The sequence below is a fragment of the Flavobacterium sp. AG291 genome, assembly GCF_003350375.1.
Taxonomy (GTDB): domain Bacteria; phylum Bacteroidota; class Bacteroidia; order Flavobacteriales; family Flavobacteriaceae; genus Flavobacterium; species Flavobacterium suzhouense.
This window is the reverse complement of sequence record NZ_QQAR01000001.1, coordinates 11,585-33,787: the sequence shown is the minus strand read 5'-3', so window position 1 is coordinate 33,787 and position 22,203 is coordinate 11,585. Positions and strand designations below refer to the sequence as shown.

19 protein-coding genes are annotated in these 22,203 nt (G+C 39.7%); 10 read left to right on the top strand and 9 right to left on the bottom strand.

Annotated features, from left to right (window positions below):
* The first annotated feature begins 81 nt into the window (after positions 1-81).
* Positions 82-1,143: a glycosyltransferase gene (locus DEU42_RS00155; protein WP_114756257.1), complete on the top strand. Its 1,062-nt coding sequence runs from the start codon at positions 82-84 to the stop codon at positions 1,141-1,143.
* Here DEU42_RS00155 and DEU42_RS00150 read toward each other — a convergent pair.
* Both DEU42_RS00150 and DEU42_RS00145 read right to left on the bottom strand, forming a co-directional pair.
* Positions 1,117-2,160 (bottom strand): sensor histidine kinase, encoded by a 1,044-nt coding sequence (locus DEU42_RS00150; RefSeq protein ID WP_114756256.1) that lies wholly within the window; start codon positions 2,158-2,160, stop codon positions 1,117-1,119. The two genes, DEU42_RS00155 and DEU42_RS00150, sit on opposite strands and share 27 nt — an antisense overlap.
* Entirely contained in the window at positions 2,160-2,843 is a 684-nt protein-coding gene (locus tag DEU42_RS00145) for a response regulator transcription factor (protein WP_114756255.1), read from the bottom strand. The genes DEU42_RS00150 and DEU42_RS00145 overlap by 1 nt, the downstream gene beginning before the upstream one ends.
* A gap of 181 nt (positions 2,844-3,024) precedes the next feature.
* Between DEU42_RS00145 and DEU42_RS00140 the strand changes: the two genes are divergently transcribed.
* The 4 genes from DEU42_RS00140 to DEU42_RS00125 all read left to right on the top strand — a co-directional run bounded on the left by DEU42_RS00140 (position 3,025) and on the right by DEU42_RS00125 (position 8,684).
* Positions 3,025-5,814, top strand: a complete 2,790-nt coding sequence (locus DEU42_RS00140) for a TonB-dependent receptor (RefSeq protein ID WP_114756254.1) — start codon at positions 3,025-3,027, stop codon at positions 5,812-5,814.
* Between the two features lie 69 nt (positions 5,815-5,883).
* Positions 5,884-7,059, top strand: coding sequence for a hypothetical protein (locus DEU42_RS00135; RefSeq protein ID WP_114756253.1), 1,176 nt, complete (start codon positions 5,884-5,886; stop codon positions 7,057-7,059).
* Positions 7,060-7,281: 222 nt separating this feature from the next.
* Entirely contained in the window at positions 7,282-7,626 is a 345-nt protein-coding gene (locus DEU42_RS00130; protein ID WP_114756252.1) for a T9SS type A sorting domain-containing protein, read from the top strand.
* Between the two features lie 77 nt (positions 7,627-7,703).
* Positions 7,704-8,684: an acyl transferase gene (locus DEU42_RS00125; RefSeq protein WP_114756251.1), complete on the top strand. Its 981-nt coding sequence runs from the start codon at positions 7,704-7,706 to the stop codon at positions 8,682-8,684.
* Positions 8,685-8,877: 193 nt separating this feature from the next.
* On the opposite strand, the gene tyrS is transcribed toward DEU42_RS00125, so the two are convergent.
* A complete protein-coding gene (gene tyrS, locus DEU42_RS00120; RefSeq protein ID WP_114756250.1) occupies positions 8,878-10,185 on the bottom strand; it encodes a tyrosine--tRNA ligase in 1,308 nt (435 codons plus the stop codon).
* A gap of 105 nt (positions 10,186-10,290) precedes the next feature.
* Between tyrS and DEU42_RS00115 the strand changes: the two genes are divergently transcribed.
* Positions 10,291-11,289 carry an NAD-dependent epimerase/dehydratase family protein gene (locus tag DEU42_RS00115; protein ID WP_114756249.1) on the top strand — a complete coding sequence of 333 codons (999 nt, stop codon included), beginning with the start codon at positions 10,291-10,293 and terminating at the stop codon, positions 11,287-11,289.
* Here DEU42_RS00115 and DEU42_RS00110 read toward each other — a convergent pair.
* From DEU42_RS00110 to DEU42_RS00100, 3 genes are read right to left on the bottom strand one after another with little or no spacing between them, the layout of a single operon-like run.
* Positions 11,225-11,677, bottom strand: a complete 453-nt coding sequence (locus DEU42_RS00110) for a DUF4296 domain-containing protein (protein WP_114756248.1) — start codon at positions 11,675-11,677, stop codon at positions 11,225-11,227. The genes DEU42_RS00115 and DEU42_RS00110 overlap by 65 nt on opposite strands.
* A gap of 21 nt (positions 11,678-11,698) precedes the next feature.
* Positions 11,699-13,039: a dihydroorotase gene (locus tag DEU42_RS00105; protein ID WP_114756247.1), complete on the bottom strand. Its 1,341-nt coding sequence runs from the start codon at positions 13,037-13,039 to the stop codon at positions 11,699-11,701.
* A gap of 10 nt (positions 13,040-13,049) precedes the next feature.
* A complete protein-coding gene (locus DEU42_RS00100) occupies positions 13,050-13,772 on the bottom strand; it encodes a polyprenol monophosphomannose synthase (RefSeq protein ID WP_114756246.1) in 723 nt (240 codons plus the stop codon).
* Between the two features lie 107 nt (positions 13,773-13,879).
* On the opposite strand from DEU42_RS00100, the gene DEU42_RS00095 reads away from it, so the two are divergent.
* Complete coding sequence (locus DEU42_RS00095; RefSeq protein WP_114756245.1) at positions 13,880-14,551, top strand: DUF4271 domain-containing protein; 672 nt, start codon at positions 13,880-13,882, stop codon at positions 14,549-14,551.
* A 15-nt stretch (positions 14,552-14,566) separates the two neighbouring features.
* Positions 14,567-15,325, top strand: a complete 759-nt coding sequence (locus DEU42_RS00090) for a uroporphyrinogen-III synthase (RefSeq protein ID WP_114756244.1) — start codon at positions 14,567-14,569, stop codon at positions 15,323-15,325.
* Between the two features lie 263 nt (positions 15,326-15,588).
* Here the strand turns inward: DEU42_RS00090 and pckA are convergent, their stop codons facing one another.
* Both pckA and DEU42_RS00080 read right to left on the bottom strand, forming a co-directional pair.
* Positions 15,589-17,190, bottom strand: coding sequence for a phosphoenolpyruvate carboxykinase (ATP) (gene pckA, locus DEU42_RS00085; RefSeq protein WP_114756595.1), 1,602 nt, complete (start codon positions 17,188-17,190; stop codon positions 15,589-15,591).
* A 79-nt stretch (positions 17,191-17,269) separates the two neighbouring features.
* Positions 17,270-17,656, bottom strand: coding sequence for a DUF423 domain-containing protein (locus tag DEU42_RS00080; RefSeq protein WP_114756243.1), 387 nt, complete (start codon positions 17,654-17,656; stop codon positions 17,270-17,272).
* 108 nt (positions 17,657-17,764) lie between these two features.
* Here DEU42_RS00080 and DEU42_RS00075 point away from each other — a divergent pair, with 108 nt between their 5' ends.
* Both DEU42_RS00075 and DEU42_RS00070 read left to right on the top strand, forming a co-directional pair.
* Positions 17,765-19,135 (top strand): saccharopine dehydrogenase family protein, encoded by a 1,371-nt coding sequence (locus DEU42_RS00075; protein WP_114756242.1) that lies wholly within the window; start codon positions 17,765-17,767, stop codon positions 19,133-19,135.
* 113 nt (positions 19,136-19,248) lie between these two features.
* Positions 19,249-19,719 carry an Lrp/AsnC family transcriptional regulator gene (locus DEU42_RS00070; RefSeq protein ID WP_114756241.1) on the top strand — a complete coding sequence of 157 codons (471 nt, stop codon included), beginning with the start codon at positions 19,249-19,251 and terminating at the stop codon, positions 19,717-19,719.
* 86 nt (positions 19,720-19,805) lie between these two features.
* Here the strand turns inward: DEU42_RS00070 and metE are convergent, their stop codons facing one another.
* Positions 19,806-22,109, bottom strand: a complete 2,304-nt coding sequence (gene metE, locus DEU42_RS00065) for a 5-methyltetrahydropteroyltriglutamate--homocysteine S-methyltransferase (protein ID WP_114756240.1) — start codon at positions 22,107-22,109, stop codon at positions 19,806-19,808.
* Between the last annotated feature and the right edge of the window lie 94 nt (positions 22,110-22,203).

Here is a 22,203-nt window from a genome sequence, read left to right as displayed (position 1 = left end):
TTTTGGTAAAATTATGGAAATATACGACACTGGAAATAATTTTAGATTGCACTTATTAAATAGTTATCAAAAAACACCACTTTGTCGTATAAAAAGAGAATACTCGTTGCCCCGCTCAACTGGGGGCTAGGCCATGCTACGCGCTGCATCCCTGTTATTGAAGCACTCGAAAACCACGGATACGAACCTATAATCGCATCTGACGGTATTGCGCTCGCATTGCTAAAAAAAGAGTTTCCTCACTTAACAGCTCTTGAATTACCACATTATCATATAGAATATGCCAAGAGAGGTGTATTCTTTAAACTTAAAATCATCAGGCTGCTGCCACAGATGCTAAAAGCCATACGCACTGAAAAAAGGATCATTCGTAATATCATTAAAGAGTATGCCATACAAGGCATAATTTCAGACAACAGGCTTGGCGCACGGTCTAAGAGCATACCATCGGTATTCCTTACCCATCAGCTTAATGTACTTACAGGCACCACTACATGGATAACCACACCATTGCATCGCAGGTTCATTAAAAAATATAACGAATGCTGGGTTCCCGATGTTGAACACGCGCCGAACCTTTCAGGCAAACTGGGACATAGTGAAGAAAACAACCTCAAACTAAAATATATTGGCCCACTAAGCCGCCTTCACAAAAAGCCTATTGCTAAAAAGTACGACCTTATGGTAATACTCTCCGGTACCGAACCACAACGTCGCATGCTGGAAGAAAAACTACGTGAAGAACTGAAAAACTATTCCGGAAAGACTCTTTTTGTAAGAGGTGTAGTAGAAGCCGATGAAGAAGTTATTCAGGATGGCAATATTACCTTTTATAACTTTATGAATAGCGCTGCCCTTGAAGATGCCTTTAACCAAAGTGAAGTGATACTTTGCCGTTCGGGCTACAGCACCATAATGGATTTGGCACAAATGGGAAGAAAGGCCTTTTTTATTCCAACTCCCGGAAGATATGAACAGGAATATCTGGCAAAGAAATTAAAGAAATCAGGATTAGTGCCTTATGCCACACAAAACGATTTTAAAATAAGTGATCTACGCAAGGCAGATCACTATAAGGGTTTAAAACATATCGCAGGCGATATGAAATGGAAAGATTTATTTTGTCTTTTCGAGGGTAAATGAGAATTCTGATCCTTTCCCGTATTCACTCTCTACATATATTTTTTCGTCGTGGGCTTCTATTATGTGTTTTACGATAGCAAGCCCAAGACCAGAACCACCTTCGGTACGGGCACCACTCTTATCTACACGGAAGAAACGTTCAAAAAGGCGTGAGATGTTCTTTTTCTCGATTCCCTCACCGTTATCTTTGATACGAACGATTATCTTGTTGTTTACCAGATCTTCGATAGCCACCTCAGTCGTTCCGTTCTCTTTACCATATTTAATAGAGTTTACAACCAGATTGGTTATCACCTGCTGTATTTTCTCCTGATCACCATATACCATTATAGGCTTATAGTACTTCATGTCGAACATCAGCATTATACCCTTGGCATCGGCTTTCATCTCAAGAAGGTCAAATACGTTTTGTATAACATCTACAATATTAAAACGGGTAAAACTAAGATTAAGGTCACCTACCTCAAGTTTGGTGATCATATCAAGATCCTGCACTATGTAGATTAGTCTTTCAACTCCTTTTTCAGCACGCTGAAGGTATTTTTTTCGCAGTTCCTTATCATTCATGGCGCCGTCAAGCAGCGTAAGGATATACCCCTGAACAGTAAACAAAGGTGTTTTTAGCTCATGCGAAACATTTCCCAGGAATTCTCTTCGGTATTCCTCGCGGATTTTAAGGGTTTCGATCTCAATTTTCTTATCTCGGGCAAACTTCTCAACCTCTCGGGTAAGAGTAGCCATATCGGTAGTAATGGATTTATTCCTGAAACTGCTCGATTCTAAGAGCGACACATCATCATATATTTTTTTTACTCTTCGGTAAATAAAACGCTCCACCCTGTACTGCAGCACAAAAAATGAAAATATGAATAATGCTATGGAGAATATTACAACAAAATTCCAGTTTAACGTCTGGAAATAATGCAACATAACCGCCATGAAGGCGGTTGAGAAAAGTGATATATAAAGTGCCGATTTTACGGCAAACCTATATGTTTTTTTAAAGTTTATTGCCACTAAATTTCGAGCTTATAGCCCACTCCTTTTATGGTTTTAAATAAATCATCGCCTATTTTTTCGCGAAGCTTCCTGATGTGAACGTCAATTGTACGTCCGCCTACAACCACTTCGTTACCCCAAACCTTATCAAGAATTTCTTCTCTTTTAAATACTTTACCCGGTTTAGAAGCTAAAAGATAAAACAGTTCAAACTCTTTTCTTGGTAAAACAATCTCTTTGTCTTCCAATACTATTTTATATTCTTCACGGTTGATCTCGATGTTACCAACTCTAAGAACGTCTTCTTTGGTTTCATCATCCTTAAGTCTTCTAAGCAATGCTTTTACCTTGCTTACAAGCAATTTCGGCTTGATAGGTTTCGCAATATAATCATCTGCACCTGCATCAAATCCTGCCACTTGTGAATAATCTTCGCTACGTGCAGTAAGGAATGTAATGATAACGTTGCTAAGCTCAGGTATTTTCCTAATGTTCTCTACCGCTTCCATGCCGTCCATCTCAGGCATCATTACATCTATAATAATAAGATGCGGAAGTTCTTTTTTTGCTTTAGCTACTGCTTCTTTTCCATTAACCGCGGTAGACACCTGATAACCCTCCTGTGTCAGGTTGTAGCCTACAATTTCCAGGATATCCTGCTCATCGTCAACCAGTAAGATCTTGATCTCTTTTTTCTTCATAATGATAATTCATCTATGTTTTCGGGCTCAAAGGTAAAGATAATACAAAACCATCAAACGTGTTAACAATTATTTAATGCCTTAACAATTTAATAATAAATACCAAATTCAGTGATAACGATTATGTAACACAGCATCCAAATCGCGGCAGTTACTTTGCAGCAAAATTATAACACACGAAATGAAACTTAGATTTTTATTAATTGCACTGTTTTTTGTAACTCTGGGCTTTGCACAAAACAAAGGTACTATTACAGGTACCATTACAGACAAAGACATGGGTAATGAAACGCTGCCATTTGCCAGCGTACTTGTAAAAGGAACTAAAATAGCTGTTAACGCCGATGAAAACGGTAACTACTCTATTACAGCGAATGAAGGACCTCAAACATTAATATTTGCATTTTTAGGCTACCACAATGCCGAAGTACAGGTTACTGTAAAAGCTAATCAGACTATAACAGTAAACAAAGCACTTGAATCTACGAGCGTACAACTACAGGACGTAGTAATCGAAAAAATTGTAAGCCGCGAGAAAGAATCAGCTCTTATAGCAGAACAACAAAATGCTATCGAGATGAAACAGGCTATTGGAGCACAGGAACTTAGCCGTAAAGGTATTAGTGACGCTGCTGCAGCTGTTGTAAAAACATCAGGGGTGTCAAAATCAGATGACGTAAACAACGTATTCGTACGTGGTCTTGGTGACCGTTATAACTCTACAACATTAAACGGATTACCATTACCATCAGAGGATCCGGTATATAAAAACATATCTCTTGAGTTCTTTGGTTCATCAATTATCAAGAACATCAATATCAACAAAACATTCAGTGCTGATATTTATGGAGATAATGCAGGTGCTAATATAGATATCTCCTCTAAAGAAGTTGATAAAAGAAGCTACCTTAATGCAGGTGTAGGTACCGGATATAATACTAATGCTATAGGCGCAGGTAATTTCCTTGTAGCTGATGGGGCTTATAATTACTTTGGTTTCTTAGAAAACGGAAAAGATATTCCGCTTACAAACCTTAAAAGCTACGACTTTAAAACCAGCTTTAACCCTGTACAAAAAAACAACCTTATCAATTCAAGCTTCAACATTGCAGGAGGTGGTAAATTTGACCTGGGTGGAGAAAAATCACTTTCAGTATTTGCTACAGTACAAAGTTCAAGCGACTTTACTTACAAACATGGCCAGGCTCGTCAGGTTAACCCTCAGGGTGGTGCAGGAATGGACATGAATTTTGAAAAATCAGAATATAAAGCGACTCAATCGGCTTTAGGAAACGTAAAATACAAATTTGGAAACCAAAGAAGTATTTCATACAACACCCTTTTCATTCACGACAACAACCAGTCTGTAGGAGATTATCGCGGTTTTGCAAAAAATATCAATGACAATAACGACGCTAACAACTCACTTATCCGTCGTCAGCAGTTAAACAACAACAACCTGTTCGTTAACCAATTATTAGGTGAATACAGATTTACTGATAAGATAAAAGCAAACGCAGGTGTAACATATAATACTATCAGATCCAGCCAGCCGGACAGACGTACTAATTCTTATGACTACGACTACAACGGAACAAACGGTAACGGATATACTGTAGCGAGTAACTCAGCAGGACTTAACAACCGCTGGTACTCTACTCTTGAAGAAAATGATGTTGCCGGTAAAATTGAAGGAGAATATACTTTTAACCCTGAAAGCAACCTGAAAAAAGTATTAACGGCAGGATTCAACATGCGTAGTACTGACAGAACTTTTGATTTCACTCAGATCAACTACGACTTTAACAACCCGGTACCGGTAAACCCGAACAACCCGGACGCAGTATTCAACCAGGAAAACCTGACACTTGGAAAAAACAATGGAGGTTTTGACCTTGTAACTACAAGAGGTAAAAACGCTAACGCACTAGATCCTTTCTACTACCTTGCTGACAGACAAATCTATGCAGGTTTTGCACAAATGGTATACCCATTCAGCGAAAACCTAACAGTTCAGGCAGGTGTACGTTATGAAAAAGTAAGCCAGAAAATTGACTGGGATACTAACCTTTCAAGTAGCGTAAACAATCTTGCGATAGACCCTTCTACAATTGATAAGGATTATTTCCTACCAAGCCTTAACCTGAAATATTCTCTAAATGAGAAAAATGCTATCCGTTTCGCAGCGAGCCAGACATATACAATGCCTCAGTTTAAAGAAACAGCAGCTTTCCTTTATGAAGATGTAAACATCTCAGAAATGGGTAACCCGAACCTATTACCATCAACAGATTATAACGTTGACCTTAAATATGACTGGTATATGTCTGACAATGAAATTATCTCAATCGGTGGTTTATACAAATACATCAAAGACCCTATCAGCCGTATGAGAATCCTTTCTGCTGCTAACGACCTTTCTTATGTTAACACAGACAAAGCTTTTGTAGCAGGTGCTGAATTAGAAGTAAGAAAAAACATCTTCAGATTAGGAAGCGATACCCGCAAAAAAGACTTGACATTCGGACTTAATGCTTCATACCTATATACTGAGCAGGTTCAGAATGATGTTGACACTGACAAATTCACAGTACAGTTTACACATGATAAAGGAAAAATGCAGGGTGCATCTCCGCTACTTATCAATACTGACCTTAGCTACAATGTAAGCGATGACAAAACAGCTTTATTATCAACTCTTGTTTTCTCATACTTTGCTGACAAAGTTTACTCAGTAGGTACAAATAGTAACGAAAACATAATAGAGAAAAGCGTGCCAACCCTTGATTTCATTAATAAATTTGACATCAAAGACAAAAAGCTACAGCTTAGCCTGGGAGTTAAAAACTTACTTAACCCAAGATACAGACTAACGCAAGACACTACCATAAATGGTGTACCTACAGAATCTATTATAAGCAACTATCGCAAAGGTATGTTTGTATCGTTCGGCCTTAACTGGACACTATAATAAGTAAATACAATAACTATATAAATTTTAAACTTTTAATTGACTTTAATTTTCAAAACTATGAACACAATGAAAAAAGTTCTTATGCTTTCTTTAGTAGCAAGCTTCTTCGTAGCTTGTGGAGACGATGATTCTAAACCTGCAGTTAACCCGGGTGTTGCTGACGGTGTAATCACTTCTTTAGAAGATCCTGATTTTGACGCTACTAACCTTAAAGGTATTATCGGTGCTAACATCGAGCTTCCTGCTGGTGAATATGTTCTTACAAGTGGTCTTATCGTAAGACAGCCTTACACGCTTAAGCTTGCTGCTGGTACTACTATCAAAGCTGCTGCTGGTGGAACTGACGTTTACGTTATTGTTGAACAAGGCGCTAAACTTGACGCTCAGGGAACTGAAGCTGCTCCTATTACTTTTACATCTAATGCTGCTACACCTGAGCCAGGTGACTGGGGTGGAGTTATCCTTTGTGGTAAAGCGCCTATTAGCGGTGGTGGTACAGCTGTAACTGAAGTTGTTGACCATTTCTACGGTGGTGATGATGCTAACGATAACTCTGGTACTCTTAACCACGTTGTAATCAGATATTCTGGTGCTCGTATCAACGGTGAAAAAGAATTTAACGGTCTTACTTGCTACGGTGTAGGTAAAGGTACTTCAATCTCTAACCTTGCTATCTACAATGGTGACGACGATGCTATCGAATTCTTCGGTGGTTCAGTAAACGTAACTAACCTTCTTGTAGTTAACGCTAAAGATGATATGATCGACTGGACTCAAGGATATACTGGCACTATCACTAACGCTTATGCTGTTAGAGAAGCTGCTTACACTGCTGTATCTTCTGACCCAAGAGGTATCGAAGCTGATGGTAACCTGGACGGTCTTAACCCAACTCAGGCTGGTCAGTCTAACCCAACTATCTCTGGTCTTACAATCGTAAACAACGCTCCTGTTGCTCTTTCAGACGTTATCAAAATCAGAAGAGGTAGTGGTGCTAACATCTCTAACACTCTAGTTGTTTGGTCTGCATCTGCTACAGTTGCTCCTGACGATCTAGTTGACTGTACTGACTCTTTAGGTGACGCTATGGCTAGTACTTCGGTAACTTTTAACGCTAGCGGTGCTATCCTTAACCTAACAGACCTTAAGCCAGGTGTTAATGCTGCTTCAATCAACGTAACTGCTGGTACTTCTGGTGGTGCTGATACTTCAGCATTCGGATGGACTGGATATGCTTTCTAATTAATAAAGTACATCTCTATACATAATTTCAGACCTGAAATTATTTTAAACGCCCGCAAGCCTGCGGGCGTTTTTTTTATTACGCTAATTTTTAGCACCTTAAATTACCAAAAACCAGCACCTAAACCCTTCAAAAACATATCTTTCTGCTATTTTAACAAAAATTCCATTTTGGTATAATATTTGAAACATCTTTTGTATATTTACACAATATTACACCATATGACAAAAAAATACTTTTATATTGCCTTACTACTCACCTGCCTGTTTTCTCTTAGCGCCGTAGCTCAGGAAAGCAGAGGGACTTCTGTAGCCGGTAAAGAGCCTATAGAAGGACTTAACATTTACCCAAATCCTGCCAAAGCAGACAGGATTTATGTTACTACTGCTAAACCAAGCATCTCTAAAGAAATAGAGATTTACAACACGGTTGGAAACAGAGTAATGCAGGTAACCCTAAACGGTGGAGCTAAAGAACTTAACATCTCTTCCCTTTCTCGAGGAATGTACTTTGTAAAAGTAAAAGAAGGAGATGCATCTGCAACACGAAAATTAATGGTCGAATAACACCTTTAAAATATAATAACAGGCACCGCAATAGCGGTGCTTTTTTATTTTGTATTTTTACAAAAACATTTATTCCATTGGTAACCGCACAAGACATATTTACCATATCGTCAAAAAAAGAGTTCGAAAAGATTACACTAAAAGTATTTCGCCATCAATACGACAACAATACGGTGTATCGCGATTTTTGCAGCTTCCTGAAAAAGGACAAACAGAATGTAAAATCCATTCAGGAAATACCATTCCTGCCCATACAGTTCTTTAAGAGTCACGAAGTACTAAGCAGTACCGATCCGGTTCAGGAAACCTTTACAAGCAGCGGAACTACCGGAATGGTTACCAGCCGACATCTTGTTACCAACCTGAACTATTACGAGCAGAGTTTCCGCCAGGCATTTTCACAATTTTATGGCAATATAGAAGATTATGCCGTACTGGCACTACTTCCCTCCTATCTGGAACGCGAGGGATCTTCGCTCATTTACATGGTAGAAGACCTGATCGAAGGCTCCAACAATCCTGACAGCGGCTTTTATCTCAACAACCATGATGAACTTATAACAAAACTCACTACTCTTGATAATGCCGGACAAAACGTATTGCTTATAGGCGTTACCTATGCCTTGCTAGACCTTGTAGAAAAGCAAAGTTTCAATCTTAAGAACACCATTATCATGGAAACGGGAGGCATGAAAGGCCGCCGTAAAGAAATGATTCGTGAAGAACTGCACGAAGTACTGTGCAACGGCTTTGGAGTAAGCAAAATCCATTCTGAATATGGAATGACCGAACTACTTTCTCAGGCCTATTCGCTTGGCGATGGTATCTTCGAATGTCCGCCGTGGATGGACATCCTTATCCGTGATACCGAAGATGCCCTTAGCTATATCGAAACCGGAAAAACAGGCGGCATCAACGTTATTGACCTGGCCAATATCAATTCCTGTTCGTTTATCGCTACGCAGGACCTTGGCAAGAAATATCCTAACCAGTCGTTTGAAGTACTGGGACGTTTTGATAACTCAGATATAAGAGGCTGTAACCTGATGGTTTACTAAAGAATCGTTAGATTGTTAGATTTTTCGACTTCCGGGTCATTGCGAGCGGAATACAATGGAGCGTGGCAATCTCTTTCAGTAAAGAATAAATCATAGATTGCTTCGTCGTACCGCCTCGCAATGACGAAACTCTAGAAAACAAATCATAAAAAAAGGAGCCTTAAAGCTCCTTTCATTTTATATTGATCTTTGATTACCCTTCAACAGGAATCACAAAATTCTTTTTCTTTCCGTGCGATACAAGAATGTATTTCCCAAGGATAATATCCGATTCTGATAGCGTATACGTTTCAGTTACTTTTTCTTTATTGATAGCAACCGCATTAGCAATAAGCGCTTTTCTCGCTTCACCACGCGAAGTAAAGATATTAGTTGAATCTGCCAGGATGTTTACAATATTAGCCTCAACGCCAAGATCTGTTTTTTTGATAGCCGGAGTAAAGAACTCTCCAAAGATATCAGTAAAGAACTCATCGTTAAGCCCTGCAAGATCCTCTTTATTATAATTAGAGAAAACGAACTCCGATTTTTTAACCGAATCTTCCATATCCTCTTTAGAGTGTACAAAAGTTGTTACTTCGGCAGCAAGTTTTTTCTGAAGAACCCTTAAATGAGGAGCTTCAGCATGCTGTGCGATAAGCACTTCAATCTCTTCTTTAGGAAGAAAAGTAAATATCTTGATATATTTTTCTGCATCAGCATCTGATGTATTTAACCAAAATTGGTAGAATTTGTAAACCGATGTCTTATCTGCATCAAGCCATACGTTACCGCCTTCGGATTTTCCGAATTTAGAACCGTCAGCTTTAGTAATAAGCGGGCACGTCATAGCAAAAGCTTCTTTCTGACTCTCTTCGTTGTTCATACGACGAATAAGCTCCGTACCCGTGGTAATGTTACCCCACTGGTCGCTACCACCTAACTGAAGTTTAGCCCCAAGCGTTTTGTGAAGATGGTAAAAATCGTATCCCTGGATAAGCTGGTAAGTAAACTCAGTAAACGACATACCGTTTCCTGCCTCACCCGAAAGACGCTTCTTAACCGAATCCTTAGCCATCATGTAGTTTACCGTAATACGTTTACCTACATCACGCGCAAATCCGATGAATGAGAATTCCTTCATCCAGTCGTAGTTGTTTACCAATACCGGCGCATTAGCCTCGGTAGAATTAAAATCAAGGAAACGCGAAAGCACTCCTTTAATACCCTCTACGTTTTTGTTAAGTGCAGCTTCATCAAGCAGGTTTCGCTCATCTGATTTACCCGAAGGGTCGCCAATCATACCTGTAGCACCACCCACAAGTGCAATAGGCTTGTGTCCGCATTTTTGCAGGTGAACAAGAATAATGATAGGCACAAGGCTACCGATATGCAATGAGTCAGAAGTTGGATCAAAGCCTATATAGGCAGTGGTCATTTCTCTGTTCAGTTGCTCTTCAGTTCCCGGCATCATGTCGTGCACCATGCCCCTCCATCTTAGTTCTTCTACAAAATTTTTCATACGTTTATTTTAATGAGATGCAAAAATACAATACAATATGATTTTTTTACATTAATTGACATCAATTATATCATTTAATCTTACACTTAGTGTATTTTTGCCGTAATGATATTAGTAACCGGAGGAACAGGATTAGTAGGAGCCCATTTGCTGCTCGAGCTTACAAAAAGCGGGCAACAGGTGCGCGCACTCTATCGCAGTGAAAAATCACTGGCAAAAACCCGTACCCTTTTTGCCGCAAATTCCAACCCGCATTTTAATACAATCGAGTGGCTAATTGGCGACATTACTGATATCCCTTCTCTTGGAGATGCTTTTCAGGGCATAGAAACCGTATACCATTGCGCTGCCTGTGTTTCGTTTGAACCAAGCGACGAAGAACTTTTACGTAAGGTAAATATAGAAGGCACTGCTAACATGGTAAACTGTGCATTCGATTTTGGCGTAAAAAAGTTTTGCCATGTAAGTTCTATTGCTGCATTGGGCGACCCTAAAGAGAATGAAATTATTACCGAAGAAACCGACTGGAATCCTGAAGTTCGTCACAGCGACTATGCCATTAGTAAATATGGCGCCGAAATGGAAGTTTGGCGCGCCTGGCAGGAAGGCCTGAATGTGGTTATAGTAAATCCGGGGATTATTTTCGGAAAAGGCTTTTGGGAATCCGGCAGTGGCGTTATTTTTAAAACCATAAGTAACGGACAGTCTTTTTATGCCGAAGGCAGCTGCGGTATTATCGCTGTAGAAGATGTAGTAAAGGCTATGACACAACTTATGGCTACCAGCATCAACGGTGAAAGATATACACTTATTGCTGAAAATATGTCGTATAAAGATATTATGAATAGTATTGCTGACAACCTGAAAGCAAAACACCCATCTATACAGGCAACACCTATAATTACTTCTATTGGATGGAGACTGGACTGGTTCCTGTCAAAACTTTTAAGGCAAAAAAGAAGACTTACGCAAAGCATGGCACGTTCATCACACAATCGTGAAACGTATGACAACAGTAAGATTAAGGAAACACTGGATTTTACTTTTGTACCGCCTTCTGTTTTTCTAAAGCAGCTTGCCGAAGACTATCGCGCTTCGCTTTAAGGTTAACTTTAGCCGAACCCTGCTTAAATTGTTTTGAAGGTAAAACAGTGTCTTTTGATGGCTTAAGTGCGTCCATTTCTTTCTGAACCCTCTCGGATGCTTTTTTATGGATCTTTTCATAATTCTCCATATCAGCAGCATACCACGCGTTGTTTTGCGCCAGGTCAAGGCTATCTATCTTATATTTTTTGTATATATATTGCTTTGCAACCACATCATTATCCGGCATTGCCTGAGACTGCATTGAACGCAAAGCCTGGACCATATTGATATCATATATAATATTGGCCATTTCGTCTTCAGACAGCAGGTGTTTTGGTTTTTCTACAGTCCCCTTTCCACAGGAAACCACCATAACAGCCGCCAATAACAATGTAATTCTTTTCATATATACTAAAAGACCGTTTTTTTATCTGTCAAACAAAAGTCTTTCGCCACAGCGAATATCTTTTACCTTAAAGTTGTTGTATACAAGCGAACCGTTTACGAAAGTATGAGTAATTCTCGATTTGAAGTTTACCCCCTCAAACGGAGACCAGCCACATTTGTAAAGGATATTCTCTTTTTTCACATTCCATGGTAAGCCGGGGTTTACGATAACAAGATCGGCATAGTAACCTTCCCTGATAAAACCTCTTTTCTCGATTTTAAATATCTTGGCAGGGTTATGCGCCATCTTCTCAACAATCTTCTCTACCGATATTTTATTTTGGTGATAAGCCTCAAACATTGCTACTACAGCATGCTGCACCAGCGGCCCTCCCGAAGGTGAACTTGTATATGGGTTTTTCTTTTCGTCTAGTGTATGAGGAGCGTGATCTGTAGCGATAACGTCAATTCTGTCATCCAGAAGAGCAGTCCATAAAGCATCACGGTCTTCAGCTGTTTTAACAGCAGGGTTCCATTTTATAAGCGCCCCTTTTTTCTCATAATCAGCATCACTAAACCATAGGTGATGTACACACACCTCGGCAGTGATCATTTTATCCTCCAGAGGAATCTTATTAGTAAACAACTCTGTTTCTATTCCTGTAGACACATGGAATACGTGCAGCCTTGCGCCTGTTTTTTTTGCCAGCTCAATAGCTCGTGACGATGATATGTAACAAGCTTCAGCACTACGGATAAGCGGGTGGAATTTCACAGGAATATCGTCGCCATACTCAGCTTTGTATTTTTCAAGATTTTCGCGAATGGTAGCCTCATCCTCACAATGCGTTGCAATAAGCATCTTAGTACTCGAAAATATCTTTTCAAGCACCTGCTCATCGTCAACCAGCATATTTCCTGTAGATGACCCAAGGAAAAGCTTAATTCCGGCAACATTCTTTGGATTTGTTTTAAGAACTTCTTCAAGGTTATCATTTGTACCACCCATCATAAACGAGTAGTTAGCGTACGAAACCTCAGATGCCCTTTGGTATTTTTGCTCTAACAGTTCCTGAGTAACCGCATTAGGCACGGTGTTAGGCTGTTCTATAAAAGATGTGATACCACCGGCAACGGCAGCACGCGATTCAGTCTCAATAGTCCCTTTGTGGGTAAGGCCCGGCTCACGGAAATGCACCTGGTCGTCTATCGCACCCGGTATAAGAAAGTTCCCTTCAGCATCAATAATCTGCACATCTGAAGATTTCGGGCTTATTTTCTCGGCAATCTCTTTAATGAATTTATCCTCAATTAAAAGATCACCCTCAAAAATAGATCCTTCGTTTACAATCTTCGCATTCTTAATTAAAATCCTGTTCATCAATTCTCTTCTATAGTCTGTTAAGCATTTTTTTTATTCGCAGCGCTACTACCCCAAAGATAGCTTCTTTTATGATAGCATTGCTCATTTTAGATTCACCTTTTGTCCTGTCAGTAAAGATAATAGGCACTTCTACTATATTAAAACCGTTAGCATAAGCACGGTATTTCATTTCAATCTGAAAGGCATAGCCCACAAATTTAATCCTGTCCAGATTTACGCTCTCAAGCACCTTGCGTTTATAGCATATAAAGCCCGCGGTTGCATCGCGTATTGTCATCCCGGTAATGGCACGCACATAAGCTGACGCATAATACGACATCAACACCCTGTTTAGCGGCCAGTTTACCACATTTACACCCGTTACATAACGGGAACCTATGGCTACATCGGCTCCTTTCACACAAGCCTCATATAACTTTTCAAGGTCATTAGGGTTATGCGAAAAATCAGCATCCATCTCAAAGATGTAGTCATACTTTTGTGAAATAGCCCACTTAAAGCCATGTACGTAAGCAGTACCTAGTCCGGATTTACCAGCCCTCACTTCAAGAAAAAGCCTTCCTGCATATTCATTTTGAAGCTCAGCCACCTTTTTAGCAGTACCATCAGGCGAGTTATCATCTACTATAAGTACATCAAAGGCAGTATCAAGCAGAAAAATCGCCCTGATAATAGCTTCAATATTGTCAATTTCGTTATAAGTAGGAACTATAACTATGCCTTTGCTCATGAGGTACCTTTGAATTTTAGTGCAAAAATAATGTATTTCTAACGGTCTGACACCATATTTAAATTATAATTAAAATAAGAGAATGCAAAAAATGCTAATTTTGCAGCATGATGGACCTGGTATACCACGAAAGATTAATTGGCACCAAAGATTGGGCGACATTGGTATTTGTTACCTGCTTTGCACTTATCGCCATAAACAGAAGCGTATTTGAGAACCGTTTTGCCGAATTCATAAAACTGGCGGTTTCAGATAAGTATACTAAAATATATAAAGACAGTGGAAATATGCTGAGTTGGTTTACCATCTCATTCTTTTTTATCCAGGTGGTATCGTTTACTTTTCTTATTCAGTTTTTACTGAGTTATAACGATGATGACCCTTCCAAAAAAACAAGCTGGGTGTTTTTTATACAGCTGTTTACACTTATAGGTGTTTTCATACTTGCCAAATACCTTATCGAAAAAATTATAGCCACAGCCTTTAATATAGAGGAGTTTAATGAGCTTTTCAATTTGCACAAAGTAAATTACAGAACCTACATCGGATTATTGCTTTTACCTGTAAATATTTTCTTATTTTACAACAACTCACAGCACGCAATTGTCATTTATGTAATTATTGGCCTAATAATCGCCGCCAGTATCGCGTCTTACCTTGTTTCATTAAGGATTTATCAAAATTTAATCCTCGGCAAGTTATTCTATTTTATTTTGTATCTTTGCACACTTGAAATAGCGCCCTATTATTTCATGTATTATTGGTTTACAAACAGTTAAGTATTACAATTAAATATGAAAGTGAAAACAATTTTGGTTTCCCAGCCGGAACCTAAAGTAGAAAATTCACCATACTTTGAAATTCAGCAAAAATTAAAAGTAAAAGTTGATTTTAGGTCATTTATTCACGTAGAGGGTGTAACCGCTAAAGACGTAAGGGCACAAAAAATTGACCTTAACAACTACACTGCTATCATTCTTACCAGCAAATTTGCGGTAGATCATTTTTTTCGGGTAGCAGAAGAAATGCGATACAAAGTACCGGAAACACTTAAGTATTTCTGCCAGAGTGAAGCTATTGCATTTTACCTGCAAAAATATGTAGTGTACCGCAAACGTAAAATATATGTAGGCCAGAAAGATTTTGCTGATATGGCTCCGCTTATCAAAAAATATAAAGACGAAAAATTCCTGCTGCCGTCGTCAGATCAGCTAAACCACGATATACCTCCTACTCTTAACAACCTTAAGGTAGACTGGACTCCGGGAACTTTTTACAAAACCGTAATGAGCGACCTTAGCGACCTTAAAGATGTATATTATGACGTACTTGCATTCTTTACACCAACAGGAATCAAATCGCTTTTCAAGAACTTCCCTGACTTCCAGCAAAACAATACACGTATTGCCGTATTTGGAAGCTCTACACAAAAAGAAGCTCTTGACCATGGCCTTAGAGTAGACATCATGGCTCCGACACCGGACACCCCGTCTATGACAATGGCTCTTGAAAAATACATTATTAAAGCTAATAAAGAAACTAAGGAAAAATAGAACTTTACTTTACAATACAGGAAAGCCGCTCAATGAGCGGCTTTTTTTTATATCGGATTTTTTCAAATCAGTATCATCCTCCACTTTTTTAGCCGTTAAGGATAAAAACACAAACTCCATATCTTTTCAAATCAAACCACCTTGGCTTTCAGCCACACCCAAAGAAAGGAAAGACTCATTCTTACTCTCGGTGAGAAATAAAAAAAACTGCCCCATCTCTGAGGCAGCCTTCTTTCCAAAAAACATCTATTCTAAAATTCACATTATGCCAACGGTCCGCCGGACATAATTTCTTCATTTGCAAACTCTTCGAATTTGGCAAAATTATTTTTAAATGCTGCAGCCAGTTCAAGGGCTTTTGCATCATAAGCTTCTTTGTTTTCCCATGTATCCCTCGGGTTAAGAACCTCATCAGGAACATTAGGACATGTTTGAGGAATGGCAAGACCAAACACCTCATGGTTTTTGTATTCTACATTATTAAGCTCACCGTTTAGCGCTGCGGTAATCATCGCTCTTGTAAGCTTCAGTTTCATACGCTGGCCTGTACCATAAGGACCACCAGTCCATCCTGTATTAATAAGCCATACATTTACTCCTGCTTCTTTCATTTTGCTGCTAAGCATTTCTGCATATTTAGCAGGGTGAAGCGGCATGAATGGCGCACCGAAACAAGCTGAGAAGTTTGGTTGCGGCTCGTTTATACCCGCCTCTGTACCGGCAACTTTAGCCGTATAACCAGAGATAAAGTAGTAGGCAGCCTGTCCCGGAGTCAGTTTAGAGATTGGAGGCAGGATACCAAACGAGTCAGCACTCAGGAAGAAAATATTCTTAGGGTTATGCCCTACTGAGCCCGGCTGTATGTTATCAATATGTGTAATTGGATAGCTAACACGTGTATTAGGAGTTATAGAAATATCCTCAAAATCTACCTCGTTAGTGCCCGGTTTAAAAATTACATTCTCAAGAAGCGCACCTCTTTTAATAGCCCTGAAGATATCGGGCTCGTTTTCTTCGGTAAGGTTAATTACCTTAGCATAACAGCCACCTTCAAAGTTAAACACAGAGTTATTGCTTGTCCAGCCATGCTCATCGTCTCCAATAAGCTTTCGTGCAGGATCGGCAGAAAGTGTTGTTTTCCCTGTACCTGAAAGGCCAAAGAAAATAGCTGTGTCTCCATTTTCACCTACATTAGCACTACAGTGCATAGGCAGGGTATTCTTATCTACAGGAAGGATAAAGTTCAAAGCAGAGAAGATGCCCTTTTTCATCTCGCCAGTATATCCTGTACCGCCTACTAAAGCGATTTTCCTTGTAAAATTAAGTATAGCAAAATTAGACTGACGTGTACCGTCTACAGCAGGATCTGCCATAAAGCCCGGCGCACATACAACGTGCCAGTCTGCTTTAAAATCTTCAAGCTCTGATTCTTCAGGACGAAGAAACATATTATAACAGAAAAGGTTAGACCATGAATTTTCCGTTACCACCCTTACATTCAATCTGTAATCTTCATCGGCACACACATAACTGTCGCGCACAAAAACTTCTTTATTAGAAAGGTAATCCGTAACCTTATCGTAAAGTGCATCAAATTTTGCACTGTCAAACGGAATGTTTACGTTACCCCACCAAACTTTATCTTCTGTAATGCTGTCATGAACGATGAAACGATCCTGAGGCGATCTTCCTGTAAACTCACCTGTATTGATAGCAAGTGCTCCTGTATCGCTTTCAACTCCCTGGCCTTTTTCAATCGTGATATCATGTAACTCATCGGGAGTCAGCTGATATCTCACATTAGCATTCTTTATTCCCAAGTTCTCTAACGAAATCGTTTTCGTAGAAAGGCCGTAATTCTCCATACTTTTAGATATAAGTTGCATTGTTACAAAGGACAAAAGTAAAAATATTTTTTTTACAACCTATAAATTTCCGAAAAAATTATCGCTTTTGTTTAATTAAATGTAAAAATAAGGTTATCCACGCGCCTATTAATAGTAATCCTCCAATTGGAGTAATAATACCAATTTTCTTAAAATCAAAAGAAAACAAATTATTGCACGCCAAAAAATAGATAGATCCTGAAAAAAAAGCAACTCCTATTATCACCAACCAAAGGATAGTATTCTTAACCTTGTCAGATACCAGTGCCGTATTTCCTAAAAATAACAAAAACAGCGCATGGTACATTTGGTATTTAACTCCTGTTTCAAAAACGGCAATTGATTCCGGTTCGATAAGTTTTTTTAATCCGTGAGCTCCAAAAGCCCCTAAAACAATGGCTATCGCGCCTAATATCGCAGCAACCAAAATAATTTTTCTATTCATCATATTAGTGTTATGCGGTAAAATTATGAACTTTCTGTAATTTTTTTCGCTTAAAATTTTTGATAAATATAACATATTACTACTTTCGTGTGATATTACCCTACCGCTATGAGAAATATTTTTATCATCGGAGCCGGACGCTCGGCTTCGTCACTTATAGATTACCTGCTTGACAAATCGCAAACAGAAGACCTGCATCTAACAATAGGCGACTTATCGCTGGAACTTGCCCAAAAGAAAATCAAAGGGCATCCGCGAGCTACCGCCATTGCATTTGACATTTTTAACGAACAGCAACGCAAAAGCGAAATAAGCAAATCAGACATTGTAATATCCATGCTTCCGGCACATCTTCACTTTGAGGTTGCCAAAGACTGCATTACCTACAAAAAACATATGGTTACCGCTTCATACATTAGCCCTGCCATGCAGGAACTTGATGAGCTGGTAAAAGAAAACAATCTTATTTTTATGAACGAAATTGGCCTCGACCCGGGTATAGACCACATGAGCGCCATGAAAATATTAGACGAAATACGCGATCAGGGCGGCAGGATTCTCCTATTCGAGTCGTTTTGCGGGGGCCTTGTTGCCCCTGAGAGCGACAACAACCTGTGGAATTATAAGTTTACCTGGAACCCACGCAATGTAGTACTTGCAGGACAGGGAGGTACAGCCAAATTTATACAGGAAGGTACTTACAAATACATTCCTTACAACAAACTTTTCAGAAGGACTGAATTTATGGAAGTGGAAGGTTATGGCCGTTTTGAGGGGTATGCAAACCGAGACTCTCTTAAATACCGCAGCGTATATGGCCTTGATGATGCACTTACACTATACCGCGGAACCCTTCGTCGTGTAGGCTTCTCAAAATCATGGAACATGTTCGTGCAACTGGGTATGACTGACGATTCTTATGTTATGGAAAACTCAGAAACCATGAGCTACAGGGATTTCATTAACTCATTCCTGCCTTACCACCCTACTGATTCGGTAGAACTGAAGCTGCGCCATGTTCTTAACCTGGAACAGGACGACATTCAATGGGAAAAACTGGTAGAACTCGATCTTTTTAATTCAAAAAAGATAGTCGGCCTTCGCAATGCCACACCTGCACAGATACTTGAAAAAATACTGTCTGACAGCTGGACACTTAGCCCTGAGGATAAAGACATGATCGTAATGTACCATAAAATAGGCTACGAACTAAACGGCGAACGCAAACAAATAGATGCTACAATGGTATGCATTGGCGAAGACCAAACCTATACCGCTATGGCAAAAACGGTAGGATTACCGGTTGCTATTGCCGCACTGCACATACTAAACAAAAACATTACCACTCCCGGGGTACAGCTACCGATTAACAAAGAGGTTTACCTGCCGATACTTAAGGAGCTTGAAGAATTTGGGGTTGTTTTTCATGAAAAACAGAGCAGCTACATGGGTTACAACCCAATGAATGTAGTACGCTAAAGACCTTAATAACTAACTCAAACACTGCAGAACCTTCCTTTTTGTAGGGAGGTTCTATTTTTTAAATTACAATCATCAATCAAAATCATTATATTTGATTTCAATCTGAAACCATGAAGATCAACTCACTACAGATAGAAATAGACGGCATTGATAAGGAAATCCTACGGTACCTTATGGAAGATGCCCGCAAACCCATATTGCAAATTGCCGGAAAAATAGGTATCTCGGGAGCCGCCATTCATCAAAGACTTCGCAAACTGGAGCATTCCGGTGTAATATCGGGCTCAAAATTTATCGTAAACACAAAGGTATTGGGCTACAGCACTATGGCTTTTGTGGGTATATATCTTGAAAAAGCAGCCAACAACTCTGAAGCGGTAAAAGAACTCCGTAAGATCCCTGAGGTACTGGAATGTCATTACACTACCGGAAACTGGTCGATACTCATAAAAATGATATGCCGCGATAACGAACATCTTATGCAACTGCTGAACACCAAAATACAACCTATTGACGGTGTATCGCGCACAGAGACGTTTATCTCACTCGAACAACAGATCGAAAGACAGATACAATTATAGTTTCAGGTTGCTAACTCCTGCTTAAAATCTTTTTAACAAATAAGAAAACCTCCTTTGTAGCGGAGGTTTTTCTATTATATCACTTTCTAAACCGCTACTGTTTCTCGCAGGGCTTTGGCTGCACCTACCATAGCTATCAGTGCTTTTTTGGTTTCATCCCAATGGCGGGTTTTCAGTCCGCAGTCCGGGTTTACCCATAGCTGGTTTGCCGGCAATACCGCCTGTGCTTTTTCAAGCAGTACGATCATTTCTTCCTCAGATGGCACCCTTGGCGAATGGATGTCATATACTCCGGGACCAATATCATTCGGGTAATTAAAATCGGCAAAGGCATCAAGCAGTTCCATTTGCGAACGCGAACATTCGATGGTTATAACATCGGCATCCATTGCAGCTATATCTTCTATAATATCATTAAACTCCGAATAACACATGTGGGTATGTATCTGTGTTGCATCTGCCACACCCGATGCCGATATCCTGAATGCCCTGATCGCCCAGTCAAGATATTGTGCCCAGTCCTCTTTCTTAAGCGGAAGCCCTTCACGGATAGCCGGCTCATCAATCTGTATCACCTTTACTCCTGCTTTTTCAAGGTCGGTTACCTCATCACGAATGGCAATTGCTATTTGGGTACAGGTAATATCCCTTGGCTGATCGTTACGAACAAACGACCATTGCAATATGGTTACAGGCCCTGTAAGCATTCCTTTTACAGGTTTATCCGTAAGCGACTGCGCATATTCTGTCCAGTATACCGTCATAGGTTCAGGACGGCTTACATCGCCATAAATAACCGGTGGTTTTACGCAGCGGCTGCCATAGCTTTGTACCCATCCGTTTTTAGTAAAGGCAAAACCACTTAGCTTTTCACCAAAGTACTCCACCATATCGTTTCGTTCAAATTCTCCATGTACCAAAACATCCAGACCTGCTTCTTCCTGAAAGCGAATGGTCTCTTCGGTTTCCTTTTTCAATAAGGCATCGTATTGTTTTTGGGTAATGTCGCCATTCTTAAACTGTGCCCTCCACGAACGAACCTCTTTAGTTTGCGGAAACGAACCAATAGTGGTCGTTGGGAACAATGGAAGATTCAACTTTTTTTCCTGAAACTGCTTACGGGTATTAAAACTACTGTTTCTATTAGCATCTGCATCGGTAATGGCAGCAACCCTATGCTTTACGGCAGCATCGTGTATCAATGTTGATGTTTTTCTCGCTTCAATTGTTGCTATATTAACCTTAAGGGCATTAGCTGCAAACGTAATGTTTTCGCTATTGGCAAGCTGCTTTAAAACTACAACCTCATCCAGTTTTTGTCGGGCAAAAGCAAGCCATTGCTTAATTTCTGGAGTTAGTGCCTCTTCATTGGTTTCAGCTGTAAGGTCGCAGGGAGAATGCAGTAACGAGCACGATGGCGAAACAATAACACGGTTGGCGCCAAGCTTATCTTTTGCCTTTGTGATAAGTTTTAACGATTCCTGATAATCATTTTTCCAAATGTTACGTCCATCGACAACACCAAGTGAAAGGCTTATGTTTTCAGGCAGAACCGGCAGCACGCTATCCAGCTGTTCCGGATTGCGTACCAAATCGATATGCAGGGCACAAACCGGCAGCGTTGCTGCAAAAGCAGCATTTTTGCCAAGCCCTTCGAAATAGGTAGCCAACAAAATTTTTAATGACGGATAAGCCTCGCGAATAGCTTCATACGTTTTAAGAATACATGCTTTAGCTTCTACATCAGTTCCCAGAGCCAGAAAAGGCTCATCCATCTGAATCCATTCGGCACCTGCATCCACAAGTCTTCCTATAAGTTCTATATATATAGGAAGTAATCTCTCAAAAAGGGATATACGGTTAAATCCCTCCTCTTTTTCTTTACCCAGTAACAGGTAAGAAACCGGAGCTATAAGTACCGGCTTGGTAATAACACCCTGCTCTTTAGCCGCACGAAACTCATCAACCGGTTTATCAGACATCAGCGAAAACTGCTGTTCTTTATAAAATTCAGGTACAATATAGTGGTAATTGGTATCAAACCATTTTGTCATTTCCATAGCGGTAACATCGTTACCATCTTTTTGGTTTCCTCTTGCCATTGCAAAATAAAGATCGGTAAGATTTCCATTGGTCAATCCGGCATAGCGTGTTGGTATCGCGCCTAAAGTCAGCGTAAGGTCGAGCACCTGGTCATACAACGAAAAATCATTTGACGGAATAAGATCGATGCCTGCATCTTTTTGCAGTTGCCAGTTGGTAAGCTTTATGCTTTTAGCAACATCCTGAAGTTCATTTAATGTTATTTTCCCTGCCCAGTAATTTTCACAGGCTTTTTTAAGTTCGCGTTGGTTTCCTATTCTCGGATAACCCAAAGTATTTGTCAGCATAGAATTGATTTTTTAGTTTGATATTTTTCTGTGACAAATTTAATTTTGAAGTTTTTAGTTCTGACAAACGTAAAAAAATAAGAATATTTATCTT

Coding starts and splice junctions, on each gene's coding strand:
- metE (WP_114756240.1), bottom strand. CDS start 22,109: ATGCTGACAAATACTTTGGGTTATCCGAGAATAGGAAACCAACGCGAA.
- pckA (WP_114756595.1), bottom strand. CDS start 17,190: ATGGAGAATTACGGCCTTTCTACGAAAACGATTTCGTTAGAGAACTTG.
- DEU42_RS00095 (WP_114756245.1), top strand. CDS start 13,880: ATGATGGACCTGGTATACCACGAAAGATTAATTGGCACCAAAGATTGG.
- DEU42_RS00140 (WP_114756254.1), top strand. CDS start 3,025: ATGAAACTTAGATTTTTATTAATTGCACTGTTTTTTGTAACTCTGGGC.
- DEU42_RS00130 (WP_114756252.1), top strand. CDS start 7,282: ATGACAAAAAAATACTTTTATATTGCCTTACTACTCACCTGCCTGTTT.
- DEU42_RS00115 (WP_114756249.1), top strand. CDS start 10,291: ATGATATTAGTAACCGGAGGAACAGGATTAGTAGGAGCCCATTTGCTG.
- DEU42_RS00110 (WP_114756248.1), bottom strand. CDS start 11,677: ATGAAAAGAATTACATTGTTATTGGCGGCTGTTATGGTGGTTTCCTGT.
- DEU42_RS00100 (WP_114756246.1), bottom strand. CDS start 13,772: ATGAGCAAAGGCATAGTTATAGTTCCTACTTATAACGAAATTGACAAT.
- tyrS (WP_114756250.1), bottom strand. CDS start 10,185: ATGAAAAATTTTGTAGAAGAACTAAGATGGAGGGGCATGGTGCACGAC.
- DEU42_RS00135 (WP_114756253.1), top strand. CDS start 5,884: ATGAAAAAAGTTCTTATGCTTTCTTTAGTAGCAAGCTTCTTCGTAGCT.
- DEU42_RS00105 (WP_114756247.1), bottom strand. CDS start 13,039: ATGAACAGGATTTTAATTAAGAATGCGAAGATTGTAAACGAAGGATCT.
- DEU42_RS00145 (WP_114756255.1), bottom strand. CDS start 2,843: ATGAAGAAAAAAGAGATCAAGATCTTACTGGTTGACGATGAGCAGGAT.
- DEU42_RS00070 (WP_114756241.1), top strand. CDS start 19,249: ATGAAGATCAACTCACTACAGATAGAAATAGACGGCATTGATAAGGAA.
- DEU42_RS00080 (WP_114756243.1), bottom strand. CDS start 17,656: ATGAATAGAAAAATTATTTTGGTTGCTGCGATATTAGGCGCGATAGCC.
- DEU42_RS00090 (WP_114756244.1), top strand. CDS start 14,567: ATGAAAGTGAAAACAATTTTGGTTTCCCAGCCGGAACCTAAAGTAGAA.
- DEU42_RS00075 (WP_114756242.1), top strand. CDS start 17,765: ATGAGAAATATTTTTATCATCGGAGCCGGACGCTCGGCTTCGTCACTT.